The sequence below is a fragment of the Streptomyces canus genome, from assembly GCF_030816965.1.
In the GTDB taxonomy this organism is placed as follows: domain Bacteria; phylum Actinomycetota; class Actinomycetes; order Streptomycetales; family Streptomycetaceae; genus Streptomyces; species Streptomyces canus_E.
In genome coordinates this window covers 2524069-2537351 of record NZ_JAUSYQ010000002.1, presented here as the reverse complement: position 1 = coordinate 2537351, position 13283 = coordinate 2524069, and the positions used below count along the sequence as shown (strand labels likewise).

At 71.9% G+C, this 13283-nt stretch carries 14 protein-coding genes; 5 read left to right on the top strand and 9 right to left on the bottom strand.

Features of this window, described 5'->3' with window-relative positions:
• Positions 1 to 9 precede the first annotated feature (9 nt).
• The gene (pdxR, locus tag QF027_RS12665; protein ID WP_307074544.1) at positions 10 to 1455 is read right to left on the bottom strand and encodes a MocR-like pyridoxine biosynthesis transcription factor PdxR; all 1446 of its coding nucleotides are present in this window, start codon (positions 1453 to 1455) and stop codon (positions 10 to 12) included.
• Between the two features lie 46 nt (positions 1456 to 1501).
• Between pdxR and QF027_RS12660 the strand changes: the two genes are divergently transcribed.
• Positions 1502 to 1978 carry a carboxymuconolactone decarboxylase family protein gene (locus QF027_RS12660; protein ID WP_266566245.1) on the top strand — a complete coding sequence of 159 codons (477 nt, stop codon included), beginning with the start codon at positions 1502 to 1504 and terminating at the stop codon, positions 1976 to 1978.
• A gap of 386 nt (positions 1979 to 2364) precedes the next feature.
• On the opposite strand, the gene QF027_RS12655 is transcribed toward QF027_RS12660, so the two are convergent.
• From QF027_RS12655 to QF027_RS12645, 3 genes are all read right to left on the bottom strand, one after another.
• On the bottom strand, positions 2365 to 3852 hold the full coding sequence (locus QF027_RS12655) for a glutamate synthase subunit beta (protein WP_307074541.1): 1488 nt from the start codon (positions 3850 to 3852) through the stop codon (positions 2365 to 2367).
• A gap of 180 nt (positions 3853 to 4032) precedes the next feature.
• Positions 4033 to 4512: an anthrone oxygenase family protein gene (locus QF027_RS12650; RefSeq protein WP_307074539.1), complete on the bottom strand. Its 480-nt coding sequence runs from the start codon at positions 4510 to 4512 to the stop codon at positions 4033 to 4035.
• Between the two features lie 211 nt (positions 4513 to 4723).
• Entirely contained in the window at positions 4724 to 5437 is a 714-nt protein-coding gene (locus QF027_RS12645; protein ID WP_307074537.1) for a DUF2293 domain-containing protein, read from the bottom strand.
• Positions 5438 to 5563: 126 nt separating this feature from the next.
• Here QF027_RS12645 and QF027_RS12640 point away from each other — a divergent pair, with 126 nt between their 5' ends.
• A complete protein-coding gene (locus tag QF027_RS12640) occupies positions 5564 to 6196 on the top strand; it encodes a uridine kinase (protein WP_307074535.1) in 633 nt (210 codons plus the stop codon).
• Positions 6197 to 6355: 159 nt separating this feature from the next.
• Complete coding sequence (locus tag QF027_RS12635) at positions 6356 to 6787, top strand: CBS domain-containing protein (protein ID WP_059206142.1); 432 nt, start codon at positions 6356 to 6358, stop codon at positions 6785 to 6787.
• A 22-nt stretch (positions 6788 to 6809) separates the two neighbouring features.
• On the opposite strand, the gene QF027_RS12630 is transcribed toward QF027_RS12635, so the two are convergent.
• Complete coding sequence (locus QF027_RS12630) at positions 6810 to 7937, bottom strand: magnesium and cobalt transport protein CorA (RefSeq protein WP_306983062.1); 1128 nt, start codon at positions 7935 to 7937, stop codon at positions 6810 to 6812.
• 241 nt (positions 7938 to 8178) lie between these two features.
• Here QF027_RS12630 and QF027_RS12625 point away from each other — a divergent pair, with 241 nt between their 5' ends.
• The gene (locus tag QF027_RS12625; RefSeq protein WP_306983064.1) at positions 8179 to 8976 is read left to right on the top strand and encodes a methyltransferase domain-containing protein; all 798 of its coding nucleotides are present in this window, start codon (positions 8179 to 8181) and stop codon (positions 8974 to 8976) included.
• 37 nt (positions 8977 to 9013) lie between these two features.
• Here QF027_RS12625 and QF027_RS12620 read toward each other — a convergent pair whose 3' ends face one another.
• Entirely contained in the window at positions 9014 to 9952 is a 939-nt protein-coding gene (locus QF027_RS12620; protein WP_307074533.1) for a carbohydrate kinase family protein, read from the bottom strand.
• On the bottom strand, positions 9949 to 10857 hold the full coding sequence (locus tag QF027_RS12615; protein WP_307074531.1) for a pseudouridine-5'-phosphate glycosidase: 909 nt from the start codon (positions 10855 to 10857) through the stop codon (positions 9949 to 9951). The genes QF027_RS12620 and QF027_RS12615 overlap by 4 nt, the downstream gene beginning before the upstream one ends.
• Positions 10858 to 10956: 99 nt before the next feature.
• On the opposite strand from QF027_RS12615, the gene QF027_RS12610 reads away from it, so the two are divergent.
• The gene (locus tag QF027_RS12610) at positions 10957 to 11385 is read left to right on the top strand and encodes a VOC family protein (RefSeq protein WP_307074529.1); all 429 of its coding nucleotides are present in this window, start codon (positions 10957 to 10959) and stop codon (positions 11383 to 11385) included.
• A 374-nt stretch (positions 11386 to 11759) separates the two neighbouring features.
• Here the strand turns inward: QF027_RS12610 and QF027_RS12605 are convergent, their stop codons facing one another.
• The gene (locus QF027_RS12605; RefSeq protein ID WP_306983072.1) at positions 11760 to 12314 is read right to left on the bottom strand and encodes a methylated-DNA--[protein]-cysteine S-methyltransferase; all 555 of its coding nucleotides are present in this window, start codon (positions 12312 to 12314) and stop codon (positions 11760 to 11762) included.
• Positions 12315 to 12370: 56 nt separating this feature from the next.
• Complete coding sequence (locus QF027_RS12600) at positions 12371 to 13240, bottom strand: glycerophosphodiester phosphodiesterase (RefSeq protein WP_307074527.1); 870 nt, start codon at positions 13238 to 13240, stop codon at positions 12371 to 12373.
• Between the last annotated feature and the right edge of the window lie 43 nt (positions 13241 to 13283).

The following is a 13283-nucleotide window of genomic DNA, read 5'->3' as shown; positions in this document are numbered from 1 at the left end:
CGTTGTCTCCTACGACGCCTGCGTCTCGCCCGGTGGCAGCGCCCCGCACAGTGCCTCGAGCGCCGCCGCGTACGCATGCTCCGAAGGTGTCGCATACCCCACGACCAGGCCGTCGTGGGCCGGCATGTCCGTGTCCGGGTGACGGAACTCCGCGAGCCCGTCCAGCGCGACGCCCTGCCAGATCGCGGCCTTGACGGCGGACCGCTCGGTGCCCGGCGGCAGCCGCAGCACCGCGTGCAGCCCCGCCGCGGCCCCGCTGACCTCGATGTGCGGCGCCAGCTCGGCCAGCGCGGCGACGAGCCGGTCCCGACGGCCGCGGTACCGCTGCCGCATCTGCCGTACGTGACGGTCGTAGGACCCGGAGACGATGAGGTCGGCGAGGGCCAGCTGGTCGAGCACACTCGCCCAGGCCTCCCGCTCGCCCTTGGCCGCGAGTACCTCACCGACGTACCGCTCGGGCAGCACCATCCACCCCAGCCGCACCGCGGGCGACAGGCTCTTGCTGACCGAGCCGATCAGGATCACCTGCTCGGGGTCGAGGCTCTGCAGGGCGCCGACAGGCTTGCGGTCGTAGCGGAACTCCCCGTCGTAGTCGTCCTCCAGCACCACCGCGCCACGCGCGCGTGCCCAGTCGACCACCGCCGCCCGGCGCTCGGCGTGCAGTGGACCGCCGGTGGGGAACTGGTGCGCCGGTGTGAGCAGGACGGCCCGCTCGCGGGTCAGCCGGTCGACGCGTGCGCCGTGTTCGTCGAGGGGGAGTGGCACGGTCCGGACGCCTTCGGCCGCGAGCAGCTCCCGGTGGAAGGGCAGGCTGTACGCCTCCACGGCCAGCGGGCCGCGCAGGGGCTGCCGGCCTCCGCCTCCGCCTCCGAAGAGCAGTCGCAGGGCGTGCGCGAACCCGGAGCAGATGACGATCCGGTCCGGCTCCGTCCGCACGCCACGCGCGCGTGCGAGGTATGCGGCGAGGGCCGCTCTGAGCTCCGGCCGTCCGGCGGGGTCGCCGGGGCCGAAGACCTCGTTCGGGGCCTGGTGGAGGGCCCGGCGGTAGGAGGCGAGCCAGGCGGTTCGGGGGAAGCCGGAGGCGTCCGGGGTGCCCTGGCGGAGGTCGTGGCGGGTGGAACGTGCGCGTGGGTGGGGGGCCGACTTCCTCCGGCGTACGGCGGGGTGGAGCGGCCGGGACCGTTCGGCGACGCGGGTGCCGGATCCCTGGCGGGCGGTGAGCCAGCCCTCGGCGACGAGTTCGGCGTAGGCGTCGGCCACCGTGTTGCGGGCGACGCCGAGGTCGGCGGCGAGCGAGCGGTAGGGCGGCAGCCGGGTGCCGGGGGCGAGCCGCCCACTGCGTACGGCGTCCCGCAACGCCCGGATCAGCGCGGCCCGCTTGCTGCCCCGACCGGAGAGCTCAAGGTGCAGGTCGGAGCCGATCCGCTCCGCGTAATTGACCCACGATTCTGCCATGGAAATGCACCCTACAGCCGGTCTTTCCGGCCCGTAGGTTCATCACATGACGACGAACACGAACGTGACAGGTACGGCTCGGTTGAACTTCGCGAAGGCCGCCCCGAAAGTGTTCCGGGCCCTGATCGGCTTCGACGCGGCCGCCCGCGAGGGCCTCGACCCCACCCTCGTGGAACTGATCCAGATCCGCGCCTCCCACCTCAACCACTGCGCGTACTGCCTCCACATGCACACCAACGACGCCCGCAAGGCCGGCGAGACGGAGGACCGCCTCCACATGGTCCCGGTCTGGCGAGAGGCCCGTCATTTCTTCACAGAGAAGGAACAGGCCGCCCTGGCCCTCACGGAGGCGGTGACGCTGGTGGCCGACGGCGGAGTCCCCGACACGGTCTACGCGGAGGCCGCGGCCTGCTTCGACGAGCAGGAACTGGCCCACGTGCTGTCCCTGATCCTCACGATCAACACATGGAACAGGGTGGCGCTGTCGACGGCGAAGGTGGCGGGGACGGACGAGCGGGGGTGAGGTAGGGGCCGGCTCGGGTGAGGGAGCGGCGTCTGGCGGGGAGGGGGCGGCGCGTTGGGTGGAGGGGCCGGCTCGGGTGGAGGGGTGGTGTCTGGCGGGGAGCGGGCGGTCTTGGGTTGAGGGGTGGCTCTGTTCGAAGAGCGGTCGGTCTTGGGTAGAGGGGTGGCTCTGGCGGGGGGAGGGACGGCGTTGGGTGGAGGGGCGGCGCCAGGCGAGGGAGGGCGCCGGCTGGGTCCTGCGGCTCTCCTGACCCCACTGGTCCGGCGGTTCCTTGTCGTGCCGGCCCCCTCGATCCGCCGCGACGGCGTGCAACCGCGAATGCCCGCAACCGCGACGCCGCGCCCCAGCGGTACCGACTCGCCGCCCCCCTCGGCCCGTCCGCCGCCCTACACCGTCATCGGCCGGTCATACGGCCCGATGGGCGCCGGCAGTCGCGAACTCCCCGTCAGATACCGGTCGACCGCCGCCGCAACCGCCCGCCCCTCGGCGATCGCCCACACGATCAACGACTGCCCCCGCGCGGCGTCCCCTGCAGCGAACACCCCCGGCACATTCGTACCGAACCCGGCATCCCGCGCGACCGTCCCCCGGGGCTCCATCCCCAGCCCCAACTGCTCCACGAGCCCATCCCCCCGATCCGGCCCGGAGAACCCCAGTGCCAGCAGCACAAGGTCGGCGGGAAGTGTCCGCCCCGTCCCCGCCACCGGCCGCCGCGCCGCGTCCACCTCGACGAGATGCAGCGACCGCACATGCCCGTCCCCGTCCCCGGTGAAGCGCAGCGTGGACGCCGCGAACAACCGTGCGTCCGCGTCGGCCGCGGGCGCGGTCTCCAGATCCCGGGCCTCCTCGTGCGCGGCCGACAACCGGTAGATCTTCGGATACGTGGGCCACGGCTCGGCATCCTCGTCCCGCTCACCACCCGGCTGCGCATAGATGTCCAACTGGGTCACGGAGGCGGCCCCTTCACGCACCGCGGTCCCCAGACAGTCGGCCCCCGTGTCACCCCCGCCCACGATCACGACATGCTTCCCGGCGGCCGACATCGGGGACTCCGCCAGGTCCCCCTCGCGCACCCGGTTGGCCAGCGGCAGATACTCCATTGCCTGCTGAACCCCGGCCAACTCCCGCCCCGGCACGTCCAGTTCGCGCCACGCCGTGGCCCCCGTGGCGATCACCACCGCGTCGTACCGCGACCTGAGCTCCGCCGCCCCGACGTCGCGCCCGACCACCGTGGACGTACGGAACTTCGTCCCCTCGGCCCGCATCTGCTCGATCCGCCGCTCCAGATGGTGCTTCTCCATCTTGAACTCGGGGATGCCGTACCGCATGAGGCCGCCGAGCCGGTCGTCCTTCTCGTAGACGGCGACCGTATGCCCCGCCCGGGTCAACTGCTGTGCCGCGGCGAGCCCGGTCGGCCCCGACCCGATCACCGCGACGGTCCGCCCGGACAACCGGTCCGGTGGCCGCGGCGGCGTGAACCCGAGCTCCCAGGCCCGGTCGGCGACGGCAGCCTCGACATTCTTGATGGTGACCGCCGGCTGGTTGATGGCGAGCACACACCCCGTCTCGCACGGCGCCGGACACAACCGCCCCGTGAACTCGGGGAAGTTGTTCGTCGCGTGCAGCCGGTCGGCGGCCTGCCGCCAGTCCTCTCGCGAGACCAGGTCGTTCCACTCGGGGATGAGATTCCCCAGCGGACAGGCGTCGTGGCAGAACGGGATGCCGCAGTCCATGCAGCGGTCCGCCTGCTTGCTGATGATGGGCAGCAGCGCCCCGGGGACGTACACCTCGTCCCAGTCCCGGACCCGCTCCTCGACCGGCCTGCGAGGCCAGTCCTGGCGAGGTGTGGTCATGAATCCCTTGGGATCGGCCATGGCCGTCTTCCTTGCTCGCGCTGGTGACGCCGACGCGTCCGCCGTGGGCCGTGCGTCATCGGGCGGCACTCCTGCGGAACTCCTTTCCGCCACGATACGGCTGATCGGCCCCTCACGCAGAGTGCCGGTCAGCCGCTGGGACAGCGCTTTCTCGGCGTTCGGAGACAGTGTGGGCAACGCTCACGTGAGGGCCAGCACGTACGCCAGCGCCGCCGCGCCCGAGGCGACCGCGCGGACGTGGTTCCACATCGTCCACTCGCGCACGTACGTCGGCCAGTACGCCGCCGCCTCCGGAGTACCCGGGTCCAGCTTGAGCAGGGCGTCGTTGCGGGGCACGTTCGCCACCATCGTCAGCCCGAACGAGCCGAACAGATACAGCGCGCTGCCCACCAGCAACTCCACCGTCCCCTCGTCCGGCCACAGCACGAACGTCACGACCGCGATCATCGCGCACAGCACCGCGGAGCCCGCGAACACGGCCATGAACGGCGGCCGCAGCGCGGTCACATTGATCGCGTTCATCGCGGCGACGCCCTGCGCGGGCGGCAACTCGGCGAGCCCCCTCATCACCAAGGTCGAGAACGCACAGAAGACCCCTGCCACCAGCCCGGTCCCGAGCACCCCCAGCACGACCAGCCCGAAGTAAGGCCCCTCGATCATCACCACACCAGCTCCCGCCTCCGGCCGAGCCCCAGGCCCAGCACCACCCGTCCCCACCAGTGAATCCCGCCCCCACCCCTCGAACCATGGCCATGGCGCGCACCCTCATAACCGAACGTCCACCCCACCCGAACCCCTGAGATCCGCCACACCGGTTGTTCCGCCGGGCCCTCCGTCTCCGCCGGGCCGCAGCGGCCGGGTCCCGGCGTCCTCAGCCCGGCGCCTGAGCCACCTCCTCCACCATTCCCGGCACCCGCCACCTCCTGAGCACAGCCTCCACACTCCCCGAGATCCGCCGCCGCGCCTCATGCCGCGCCACCCCGCTCATCAGCAACGCGTCGTACGGCGTGTCCACATGCCGCACGGAAGCCGCCACCGCCGACACGACCGCGCCCTCCGACAAGGCTCGTCCCGCGGCACTCCGCCCCACCCGCCCGCTGCCGCGCAGGGACGCATGCGAGGCGATGGCCCGAGCCCGCTCCTCAGGGCACCCCGGAAACAACCGCCGTATCTCCGCCGCGAACGCCTCGGTGAACCGCACGTCCTCCACCGCCCGCCGCCGCGCGTCCCGCACCCGGCGCCGCCGCCGTGCCTCCGCGTCAGCCAGGCACCGCTCCTCGGCCCGCGCCAGCCCCGCCTCCTCGACGAGGACGCCCTGCCGTTCGTAACGCCCCTTGCGCCGGTTGAACCGCACGACGACCGCCGACAGCGCGCTCTCCTCCCGCGAGCGGCGGGTGAGCGCGGTGTCTCCGCGCGCCAGGAACACCAGGTGCCCGAGGTCGGCGCAGTCGAGACACCGCGGCGCCCCGCCCTCGACGACGAGCATCGCCAACGGCCCGCCCCGGCACTCCGCACAGTGCCGTCTCCTCAACGGCTGGACGACAAGAGGTCCGCCAGGGGTCGGGGAAGTCACGAGGCCTGCCATGAGGGGTTCATTCCCCAGCCGCGCTCATGACCGACACCGGACAACCGGCGTGGTGACCCCTGTCCGCCGCCCACCGGGTCCACGAGCGCGACACCTTCGGCACAACGGCTGACGCATCATGGCCGTGTGCGACTCGAAGCGATCACCTGGGACCGGCTCGGCGAGCAGCTGGCCGACCGACTCCTCGACCTGAAGCCGGCCGACGGCAGCCCCTGGCCCCGCGTCGCCCTCGACGGCGCCCCGGCAGCCCGCCCCGGCGAACTCGCCGAGCGTGTCGCTGAGGCTCTGCGCATACGCGGCCGCCCTTCGCTCGTCGTCGGCATGGAGGGCTTCCTGCGCCCCGCCTCGCTCCGTCTGGAATACGGCCACCACGACCTGGAGGCCTACTACAGCGGCTGGTTCGACACCGGCGCTCTCTGGCGCGAGGTCTTCGGCCCCCTCGAACCCGGCGGCGACGGCCGAGTCCTGCCCGACCTGTGGGACCCGGTCACCGACCGCGCCACCCGCAGTCCCTACGTCCGTCTCCCGCCCGGCGGCGTCCTGTTGCTCCACGGCCCTCTCCTGCTGCACCACTGGTTCCCCTTCGACCTGACCGTCCACGTCCTCCTCTCCGAGGGCGCCCTCCGCCGCCGTACTCCCGCGCCCGACCACTGGACCCTCCCCGCCTACGAGCGCTACGCCGACGAAACCGACCCGGCCGGCACGGCCGACGTCCTCGTCCGCGCCGACGACCCCCGCCACCCGGCATGGAGCGGCTGACCGGGCCCGTCCGAGGACTGGGGCGTCGCCGCCCGAGACCGGCCGCCGTCACCGACAGATTCCGGGTGCGGGCCCCCGGTGGCGCGGCGAGAATGTAGGGCGCCGGGACTTGCGGTGCCGTCCGCGCCGCGCCGGCCGTCCGGCACCGGGAGGTACTCCATGACCACCGCCGGAGACATCATGCACCGGGGCGCCCAGTGGATCCCCGCCCACGAGACCCTCGACCGCGCCGCCCAGCTCATGCGCGAGCTCGGCGTCGGAGCCCTGCCCATCAGTGACGCGAACGAACGGCTGTGCGGCATCCTCACCGACCGCGACATCGTCATCGGCTGTGTGGCCGTGGGCCACGACCCGGCCAAGGTCACCGCGGGCGAGATGGCCCAGGGCACACCCCGCTGGATCGACGCGAACGCCGACGTCACCGACGTCCTGCACGAGATGCAGGAGCACCGGATCCGCAGGCTCCCCGTCATCGAGAACAAGCGCCTGGTGGGCATGATCAGCGAGGCCGACCTGGCCCGGCACCTGACGGACGAGCAGATCGCCGGCTGGGCCGAGAGCGTCTACGCACGCAGTTCCACCACCCACTGACCGTCCCGCGGACGACCCCCGGTCACAGCCAGCCGTTGCGCCGGAAGCCGCGGTACAGCACGCCACAGGCGACGGCTATCACGCCCATGACCAACGGGTAGCCGAACGTCCAGTGCAGCTCCGGCATGTGGTCGAAGTTCATGCCGTACACACCGCAGACCATCGTCGGGACGGCGATCACCGCGGCCCAGGCCGTGATCTTCCGCATGTCCTCGTTCTGCGAGACCGTCACCTGCGCGAGGTGGGCCTGAAGGATCGAGTTGAGCAGTTCGTCGAACGCGGCGATCTGCTCCTTGGCGCGCAGCAGGTGGTCGGAGACGTCGCGGAAGTACGCCTGTATCTCCGGGGCGACGACATGGATCGGCCGCGTGGAGAGCTCCTCGAGCGGGCGGCTGAGCGGGACCACCGCCCGCTTCAGCTCCAGGAGTTCGCGCTTGAGCTGGTAGATGCGGCCCGGGTCGACCCGGGCGCCGTTGTCCGCGAACACCGCCGTCTCGACCAGGTCGATGTCCGACTGCATCGAGTCGGTGACGTCCAGGTAGTCGTCGACCACATGGTCCGCGATCGCGTGCAGCACCGCGGCCGGCCCCTTGGCGAGCTGCTGGGGATCGGACTCCAGCTCCTCGCGCAGCGGACCCAGCGATCCGTGACTGCCATGCCGCACCGTGATCACGAAGTCCTCGCCGGCGAACACCATGATCTCTCCGGTGTTGACCACCTCGCTCGTCGCCGTGAGCTCCTCGTGCTCGACGTAGCAGACCGTCTTGAACACCGCGAACAGCGTCTCGCCGTAGCGCTCCACCTTCGGGCGCTGATGGGCCTCGACCGCGTCCTCGACGGCCAGCGGGTGCAGGTCGAAGAGGTCCGCGATGCCCTCGAACTCATGGTCCGACGGTTCGTGCAGGCCGAGCCAGACAAAGCCGTCACGGCTCTTGCGCACCCGCTCCACGGTGTCGACCAGGTCACCGTCGACCGGGATACGGGCTCCCTCCTTGTATGTCACGCAGTTGACGACCGAGGTGCCCAGCGGGGAGCGGGCGTGGTGGCTCAGGTCGACGCGCGGGCGCCGCCGGGCCAGCCGGGCCACCTTGCGCAGGCCGCCGACGCTGCCGAGGCTCGTGACCTTTCGCAGATTCCCTGCCATGGACATCCGGATCTCCTCGCGTGGATCTCCCAGCGACGCGTGTCTGCGTCCTGGCGGGCCAGTTTGCCAGGCCGACGTAAGCGTCGGGTGAGCCTGTGGGCAGGGAAGGTTCCGCTTGGTTCCCGCCTGTGGACAACCGATCCGCGTCCGCCTCGGCGCCGTCGCCTCGTCGGACGGAGGCCGGCCATCTCGTCGTGGGACCGCGTCGTCCGTTTCGGACAAGCATGCCAACTGCGATCATCGCGGCATGACAGGAACCGACCGGTATCTCCTCGACAACCGGCAGACGGAGGCGGGCGAGCGCTTCGACGCCTTCGCCACCCTCTTCGACCCCACGACCTTCCGGCACATCGAAGGATGCGGCATCGGATCCGGCTGGCGCTGCTGGGAGGTCGGCGCAGGCGGCACGTCCGTGGTGTCCTGGCTGGCCGAGAAGGTCGGTCCGACCGGAAAGGTCGTCGCGACCGACATCGACACCACCCGCCTGGCCGCGGCGGCCCGCCCGCCGGAGGTGGACATACGCGTTCACGACGTGAGCGCCGAGGAACCGCCGGGGGAGGACTTCGACCTGGTGCACGCCCGGCTCGTCCTCGTCCACGTGCCCGACCGGGAACGGGCCTTGCGGTCGATGATCAAGTCCCTGCGCCCCGGCGGACGGCTCCTGCTGGAGGACGCCGACCCCGCCCTGCAACCCCTGACCTGCCCCGACGAGCGCGGCCCCGACCAGCAACTGGCGAACCGGCTGCGCCAGGGGTTCCGCCGGCTGCTCGCCGACCGCGGCGCCGATCTCTCCTACGGCCGCACCCTCCCGCGCCTGCTGCGCGAGGCCGGTCTGCGCCAGGTGGCGGCCGACGCCTACTTCCCGCTCGCCTCGCCGGCCTGTGCCGCCCTGGAGTCCGCCACGATCCGCCAGATCCGCGAGCAGCTGGTCACGGCGGGCCTCGCCACGGACGAGGACATCGACCGCCACCTCGCCAACGTCGCCACCGGCACGATGGACCTGGCCACGGCCCCGTTGATCTCGGCGTGGGGCCGCAAGGCGTAGGACGGGAGCGGCAGCCGGGGCGCCGGGATGTCGGTCGTCAGTCCGGCATCGGAGGTCTCCCACCCACCCGCTCCACCGCCAGCGCACCCGCCCGGCAGCCGTCCGCAGCCGCGTCCTCGGGTGCGGCGCCCGCCAGCAGGGCCGCGAGGAACCCGCCCGTGAAGGCGTCGCCCGCCCCGGTTGTGTCCCGGGGCGTCGCCGCTACGGCGGACACGCGGGCGTACACGCTGCCGGAGCGCGCGATCACCGCACCCTCCGCTCCCTGCTTGACGACCACCAGCGGGACGTGGCGGCTCAGCTTGGCCGCCGCGTCCGCCGCGTCGGCCAGCCCGGTGAGCAGGCACGCTTCGTCCCGGCTCGGCAGCAGGACGTCCACCCCCTCGATCAGCGAGAGGCAGCGGTCCACTCCCAGCTCACCGAGGAAGCCCGCCGACGCCGGATCAAGGCTCACCGGAACACCACGCGTGCGTGCCGATTCCAGGGCCACCGCCACCAGCGCCCGGCTCGGCTCCGAGAACAGCAGATAGCCCGACAGGTGCAGCCACGCCACGCCGTCGAGCAGCGCGTCCGACCAGTCGTCCGGCTCCAGCCGCAGCGAGGCGCCGCTGTCCGTGAGGAACGTCCGTTCGGCGGCCTCTCCCGTGTCCACGAGGCAGATCACCGTCCCGGTGGGTGCCTCCGGATCGGCGACGAGCCGCGGCCGTACCCCGCACTCGGCCAGCTCCCGCTCGTGCCAGGCGGCCGCGTCCGCGCCCACCCGCCCCAGCAGCCGTACCTCCGCACCGCCCGCGCGGGCGGCCCAGCAGGCCACGTTGGCCCCTGCCCCGCCCGGCACCGTACGGATCGCGGCGGCGGTGTCCGTGCCCGCGGCGAGCGGCCCCCGGTGCCGGGCGACGACGTCCGTGATGACATCCCCGACGACCAGCAGGGCGCCACCCCGGCCGGCCGCGGCGGTACCGAGCGCGTCCGTCGTCACGCCCCGGCCCGCGCCGCGGCGATCCGCCCCGCCAGCCGCACGTTGCCGCGCACCGCCGCCAGGTTGGCGTTCAGCGAGGCACCGTCGGTGTGCCGCACCAGGTAGTCCAGCAGAAACGGCGTGACCCCTTGGCCGGTGACCCCCGCTTCCTCGCACGCGCGCAACGCGGCCGCGAGCACCCGCGCGTGCAAGTCGGGGTCCAGCTGCTCCTCCTCGGGGACGGGGTTGGCGACGATCAGCGCAGAGCCGGGCGCGCCCAGCGCTTCCCGCGCCCGCATGACCTCCGCGACCTGCTGCGGGGAGTCCAGCCGCCACTCCACGGGATAGCCGGAGTCGGACAGATAGAAGCCGGGGAAACGGTCCGTCCCGTACCCGGCGACCGCGACCCCCAGCGTCTCCAGTCGCTGGAGCGTCGCGGGCACGTCCAGGATGGACTTCACGCCCGCGCACACCACGGTGATCGGTGTGCGTGCCAGCAGGCCGAGGTCGGCCGACTCGTCCTGGGTCGTCGTCCACTCCCGGTGCACCCCGCCGAGCCCGCCCGTCGCGAACACCTCCACCCCGGCCAGGGCCGCCAGCTGCGCCGTCGCCGACACGGTGGTCGCCCCGCTCACCCCCGCGGCCACCGCGAGCGGCAGATCCCGGTGACCCAGCTTGCGGATCCCGTCCTCGTTGGCGACCCGCTCCAACTGCTCCTTGTCCAGGCCGACGAGGGGCCGCCCGTCCAGTACGGCGATCGTCGCCGGTACGGCTCCCTGCCGCCGTACGACGTCCTCCAGCTCCAGCGCCACCTGCAGATTGCGCGGACGCGGCAACCCGTGCGCGATGATCGTGGACTCCAGAGCCACTACGGGTCGACGCGCGTCGATCGCCTCGCGCACCTCTTCGGACACCACCAGCACCACGGGCCTGCCTCCTGTCGTTCGGTCTTCCCTCATCTCTGGCGGGCGGCACGTCAGGTCAAACCCTTGCGGGCTGTGGAGGACGACACCAGCCTGGGGTGCATGAAGGACAGCTCGACACGTCTCGACCATGTCGTCCTCTGGGTCCGTGACCCGGTGGCATCGGCCGACTTCTACGAGAAGACCCTGGGCATGGAACCCGTGAGGCTCACCGACTTCGCCGCGGGGGCGGTGTCCTTCCCCTCCGTACGGCTCAACGACGAGACCATCTTCGACCTCATGCCGCTCACCATGGCGGACCACATGAAAATGGTCCCTGGCGCTGCCGAGAGCGCGGGACACCCCGTCAATCATGTTTGCCTGGCCCTGCCCGCCGACGATTTCGAGGCACTCCGCGCCCGCCTCGAGGAACGGTCCGTGCCGGTCTCGGACATCTCCCGAGAGTCCTTCGGCGCCCGCGGAACGGCCCGGCGCAGCTTTTACTTCCGCGACCCGGACGGGAACGTCTTCGAGGCGCGCCACTACGACTGACGCGGACCGACGCGCGAGGAGGGCCACACGCCACGCGTGTGTGGCCCCCTCCTGCGAGATGTCAGACCGCCCCTACGCCGGTCAGCGCTCCGTGCGGGTCGAGCACGTACTTACGACTGGCGCCCTGGCGGTCCGAGGACCAGCCCAGCCCCTCGGGCGCGGTCGTCCGTCCGCGCACCATGTGCTGGTCGCTGACGCAGATGGTCCGTCCTGGAGCTCAAGCGTCCGTCAGGGTCGACGGTCCTGACCTCCACAGCGCCTGGCTTGAGACACGCGACTGCCCTGTTTCCGCTCATGTCTGATCACCGTCCCTTCGGCTCCGATCCCTCGGATGCCAGTGGCTGGGCTGCCTGCCGCTGGGTGCCGGCCGTGCGTCAGAACAGCGGCTCAGGCAGCACGCCCTCCAGCGCGAGCAGCTTCCGCTTGGTCTCCAGACCGCCGCCGAACCCGCCGATGCCGCCGTCGCTCTCCACGACCCGATGACACGGCACGACGACCGGCAGCGGATTGGAGCCCATGGCCACCCCCACGGCCTGCGCGGCACCCGGCTGGCCGACCCGTCCGGCCAGATCGCCGTATCCGACGACCTGGCCGTACCGCACACCCGACGCCAGCTCGCGCAGCACCTGCCGGTTGAAGCCCGAGATCAGCGACCAGTCCAGGGACAGCTCGAAGTCGTGCCGATCGCCCGCGAAGTACGCCTCGACCTGGCGTATCGCCTCGGCCAGCAGTGCGGAGCCAGGCGCCTCGACGGCCTCGGTACCCAGCCGGGACGCGAGCCGCTCCAGCGCTTTGTCGCGGACCGGTTCGGTGGCGTGGAAGACCACGTTGACCAGGCCCTCGTCGGTCGCGGCCAGCAGCAGCGGCCCGATGTCCGTGCCGACGACGGTCCACACGACCCGCTGCTCGTCCTGTCCTTGGCTGTTCATGCGTCCACCGTACGAGCCGGCACTGACAACACCCGGCGGCCGGCGCGAACAGGCCGCTACTCGTGCAGCGCGTCCCGCACCACGTCCGGCGTGTTGGTGATGATGCCGTCGACGCCGTACCCGGCGACCAGCCGGGCGGCGTCCGCAGTGTCGACGGTCCAGGTGGAGACCTCGAGCGGCCTGCCGTGCGGACCCGTGAAGGCCTGGACCGCGGAGACGTACGCCCTGGAGACGGCGGTGTACGACGGGTTGATCTGGTCGGCGAAGACCGCGTACGCGTGCAGGTCCGCCACGGACGGCGTTCCGAGGAAGCCGGTCTTCACACCGGGCTTGAGATCGTGGACGGTCCGCAGACTGGCCGCGCTGAAGCTCTGTACGACCAGCCGGCTCCTGTGCTTCCGGTCGAGCCACCCCTCGTTGCTGAGGAGCTTGAGGGTCTCCTGTTCGATGCCCGGATACAGCTCCGGGTTCTTGAGTTCGAGGAGCAGATTCTGATGGTGAAGATCGACGCGGTGCACATACTGCTCGAGCGTCGGCACGCGCGCGCCCGCGTAGGCGGCGCCGAACCAGCTGCCCGCGTCCAGACGCGCGATTTCCGCGGCGGTGAAGTCCTTCACCTTCCAGGGCGCCCGACCGGGGAACACCTGCTCCACGTCGGTGGTGCGCTGGAGGCTGTCGTCGTGGAGGACGACGAGTTCGCCGTCCTTGGTGCGCTGGACGTCGTTCTCGACCCAGACGGCGCCGAGCCGTGCGGCGCTGTCGACGGCGGCCAGGGTGTTCTCGGGGGCGTAGGCGGAGGCGCCCCGGTGCGCGATGATCACGGGCGGTGTGCCGTCCTCGACGGCTCGGACGTCGGTTGCGGGAAGCAGGAGGGCGGCGGTCCCCAGGAGCGCGGTGGTCATGGCGGTCGCAGCGCGCGCGTGCATACGTACTCCTCGCGTCGAGCAATCACGTACAGCACAACTGTGA

Bases quoted from the DNA above. Each gene is read 5' to 3' on its own strand.
- QF027_RS12635 (WP_059206142.1), top strand. From the start codon at position 6,356: ATGACCACCGCCGGAGACATCATGCACCGGGGCGCCCAGTGGATCCCC.
- QF027_RS12600 (WP_307074527.1), bottom strand. From the start codon at position 13,240: ATGCACGCGCGCGCTGCGACCGCCATGACCACCGCGCTCCTGGGGACC.
- QF027_RS12625 (WP_306983064.1), top strand. From the start codon at position 8,179: ATGACAGGAACCGACCGGTATCTCCTCGACAACCGGCAGACGGAGGCG.
- QF027_RS12655 (WP_307074541.1), bottom strand. From the start codon at position 3,852: ATGGCCGATCCCAAGGGATTCATGACCACACCTCGCCAGGACTGGCCT.
- QF027_RS12610 (WP_307074529.1), top strand. From the start codon at position 10,957: ATGAAGGACAGCTCGACACGTCTCGACCATGTCGTCCTCTGGGTCCGT.
- pdxR (WP_307074544.1), bottom strand. From the start codon at position 1,455: ATGGCAGAATCGTGGGTCAATTACGCGGAGCGGATCGGCTCCGACCTG.
- QF027_RS12660 (WP_266566245.1), top strand. From the start codon at position 1,502: ATGACGACGAACACGAACGTGACAGGTACGGCTCGGTTGAACTTCGCG.
- QF027_RS12645 (WP_307074537.1), bottom strand. From the start codon at position 5,437: ATGGCAGGCCTCGTGACTTCCCCGACCCCTGGCGGACCTCTTGTCGTC.
- QF027_RS12650 (WP_307074539.1), bottom strand. From the start codon at position 4,512: ATGATCGAGGGGCCTTACTTCGGGCTGGTCGTGCTGGGGGTGCTCGGG.
- QF027_RS12630 (WP_306983062.1), bottom strand. From the start codon at position 7,937: ATGTCCATGGCAGGGAATCTGCGAAAGGTCACGAGCCTCGGCAGCGTC.
- QF027_RS12605 (WP_306983072.1), bottom strand. From the start codon at position 12,314: ATGAACAGCCAAGGACAGGACGAGCAGCGGGTCGTGTGGACCGTCGTC.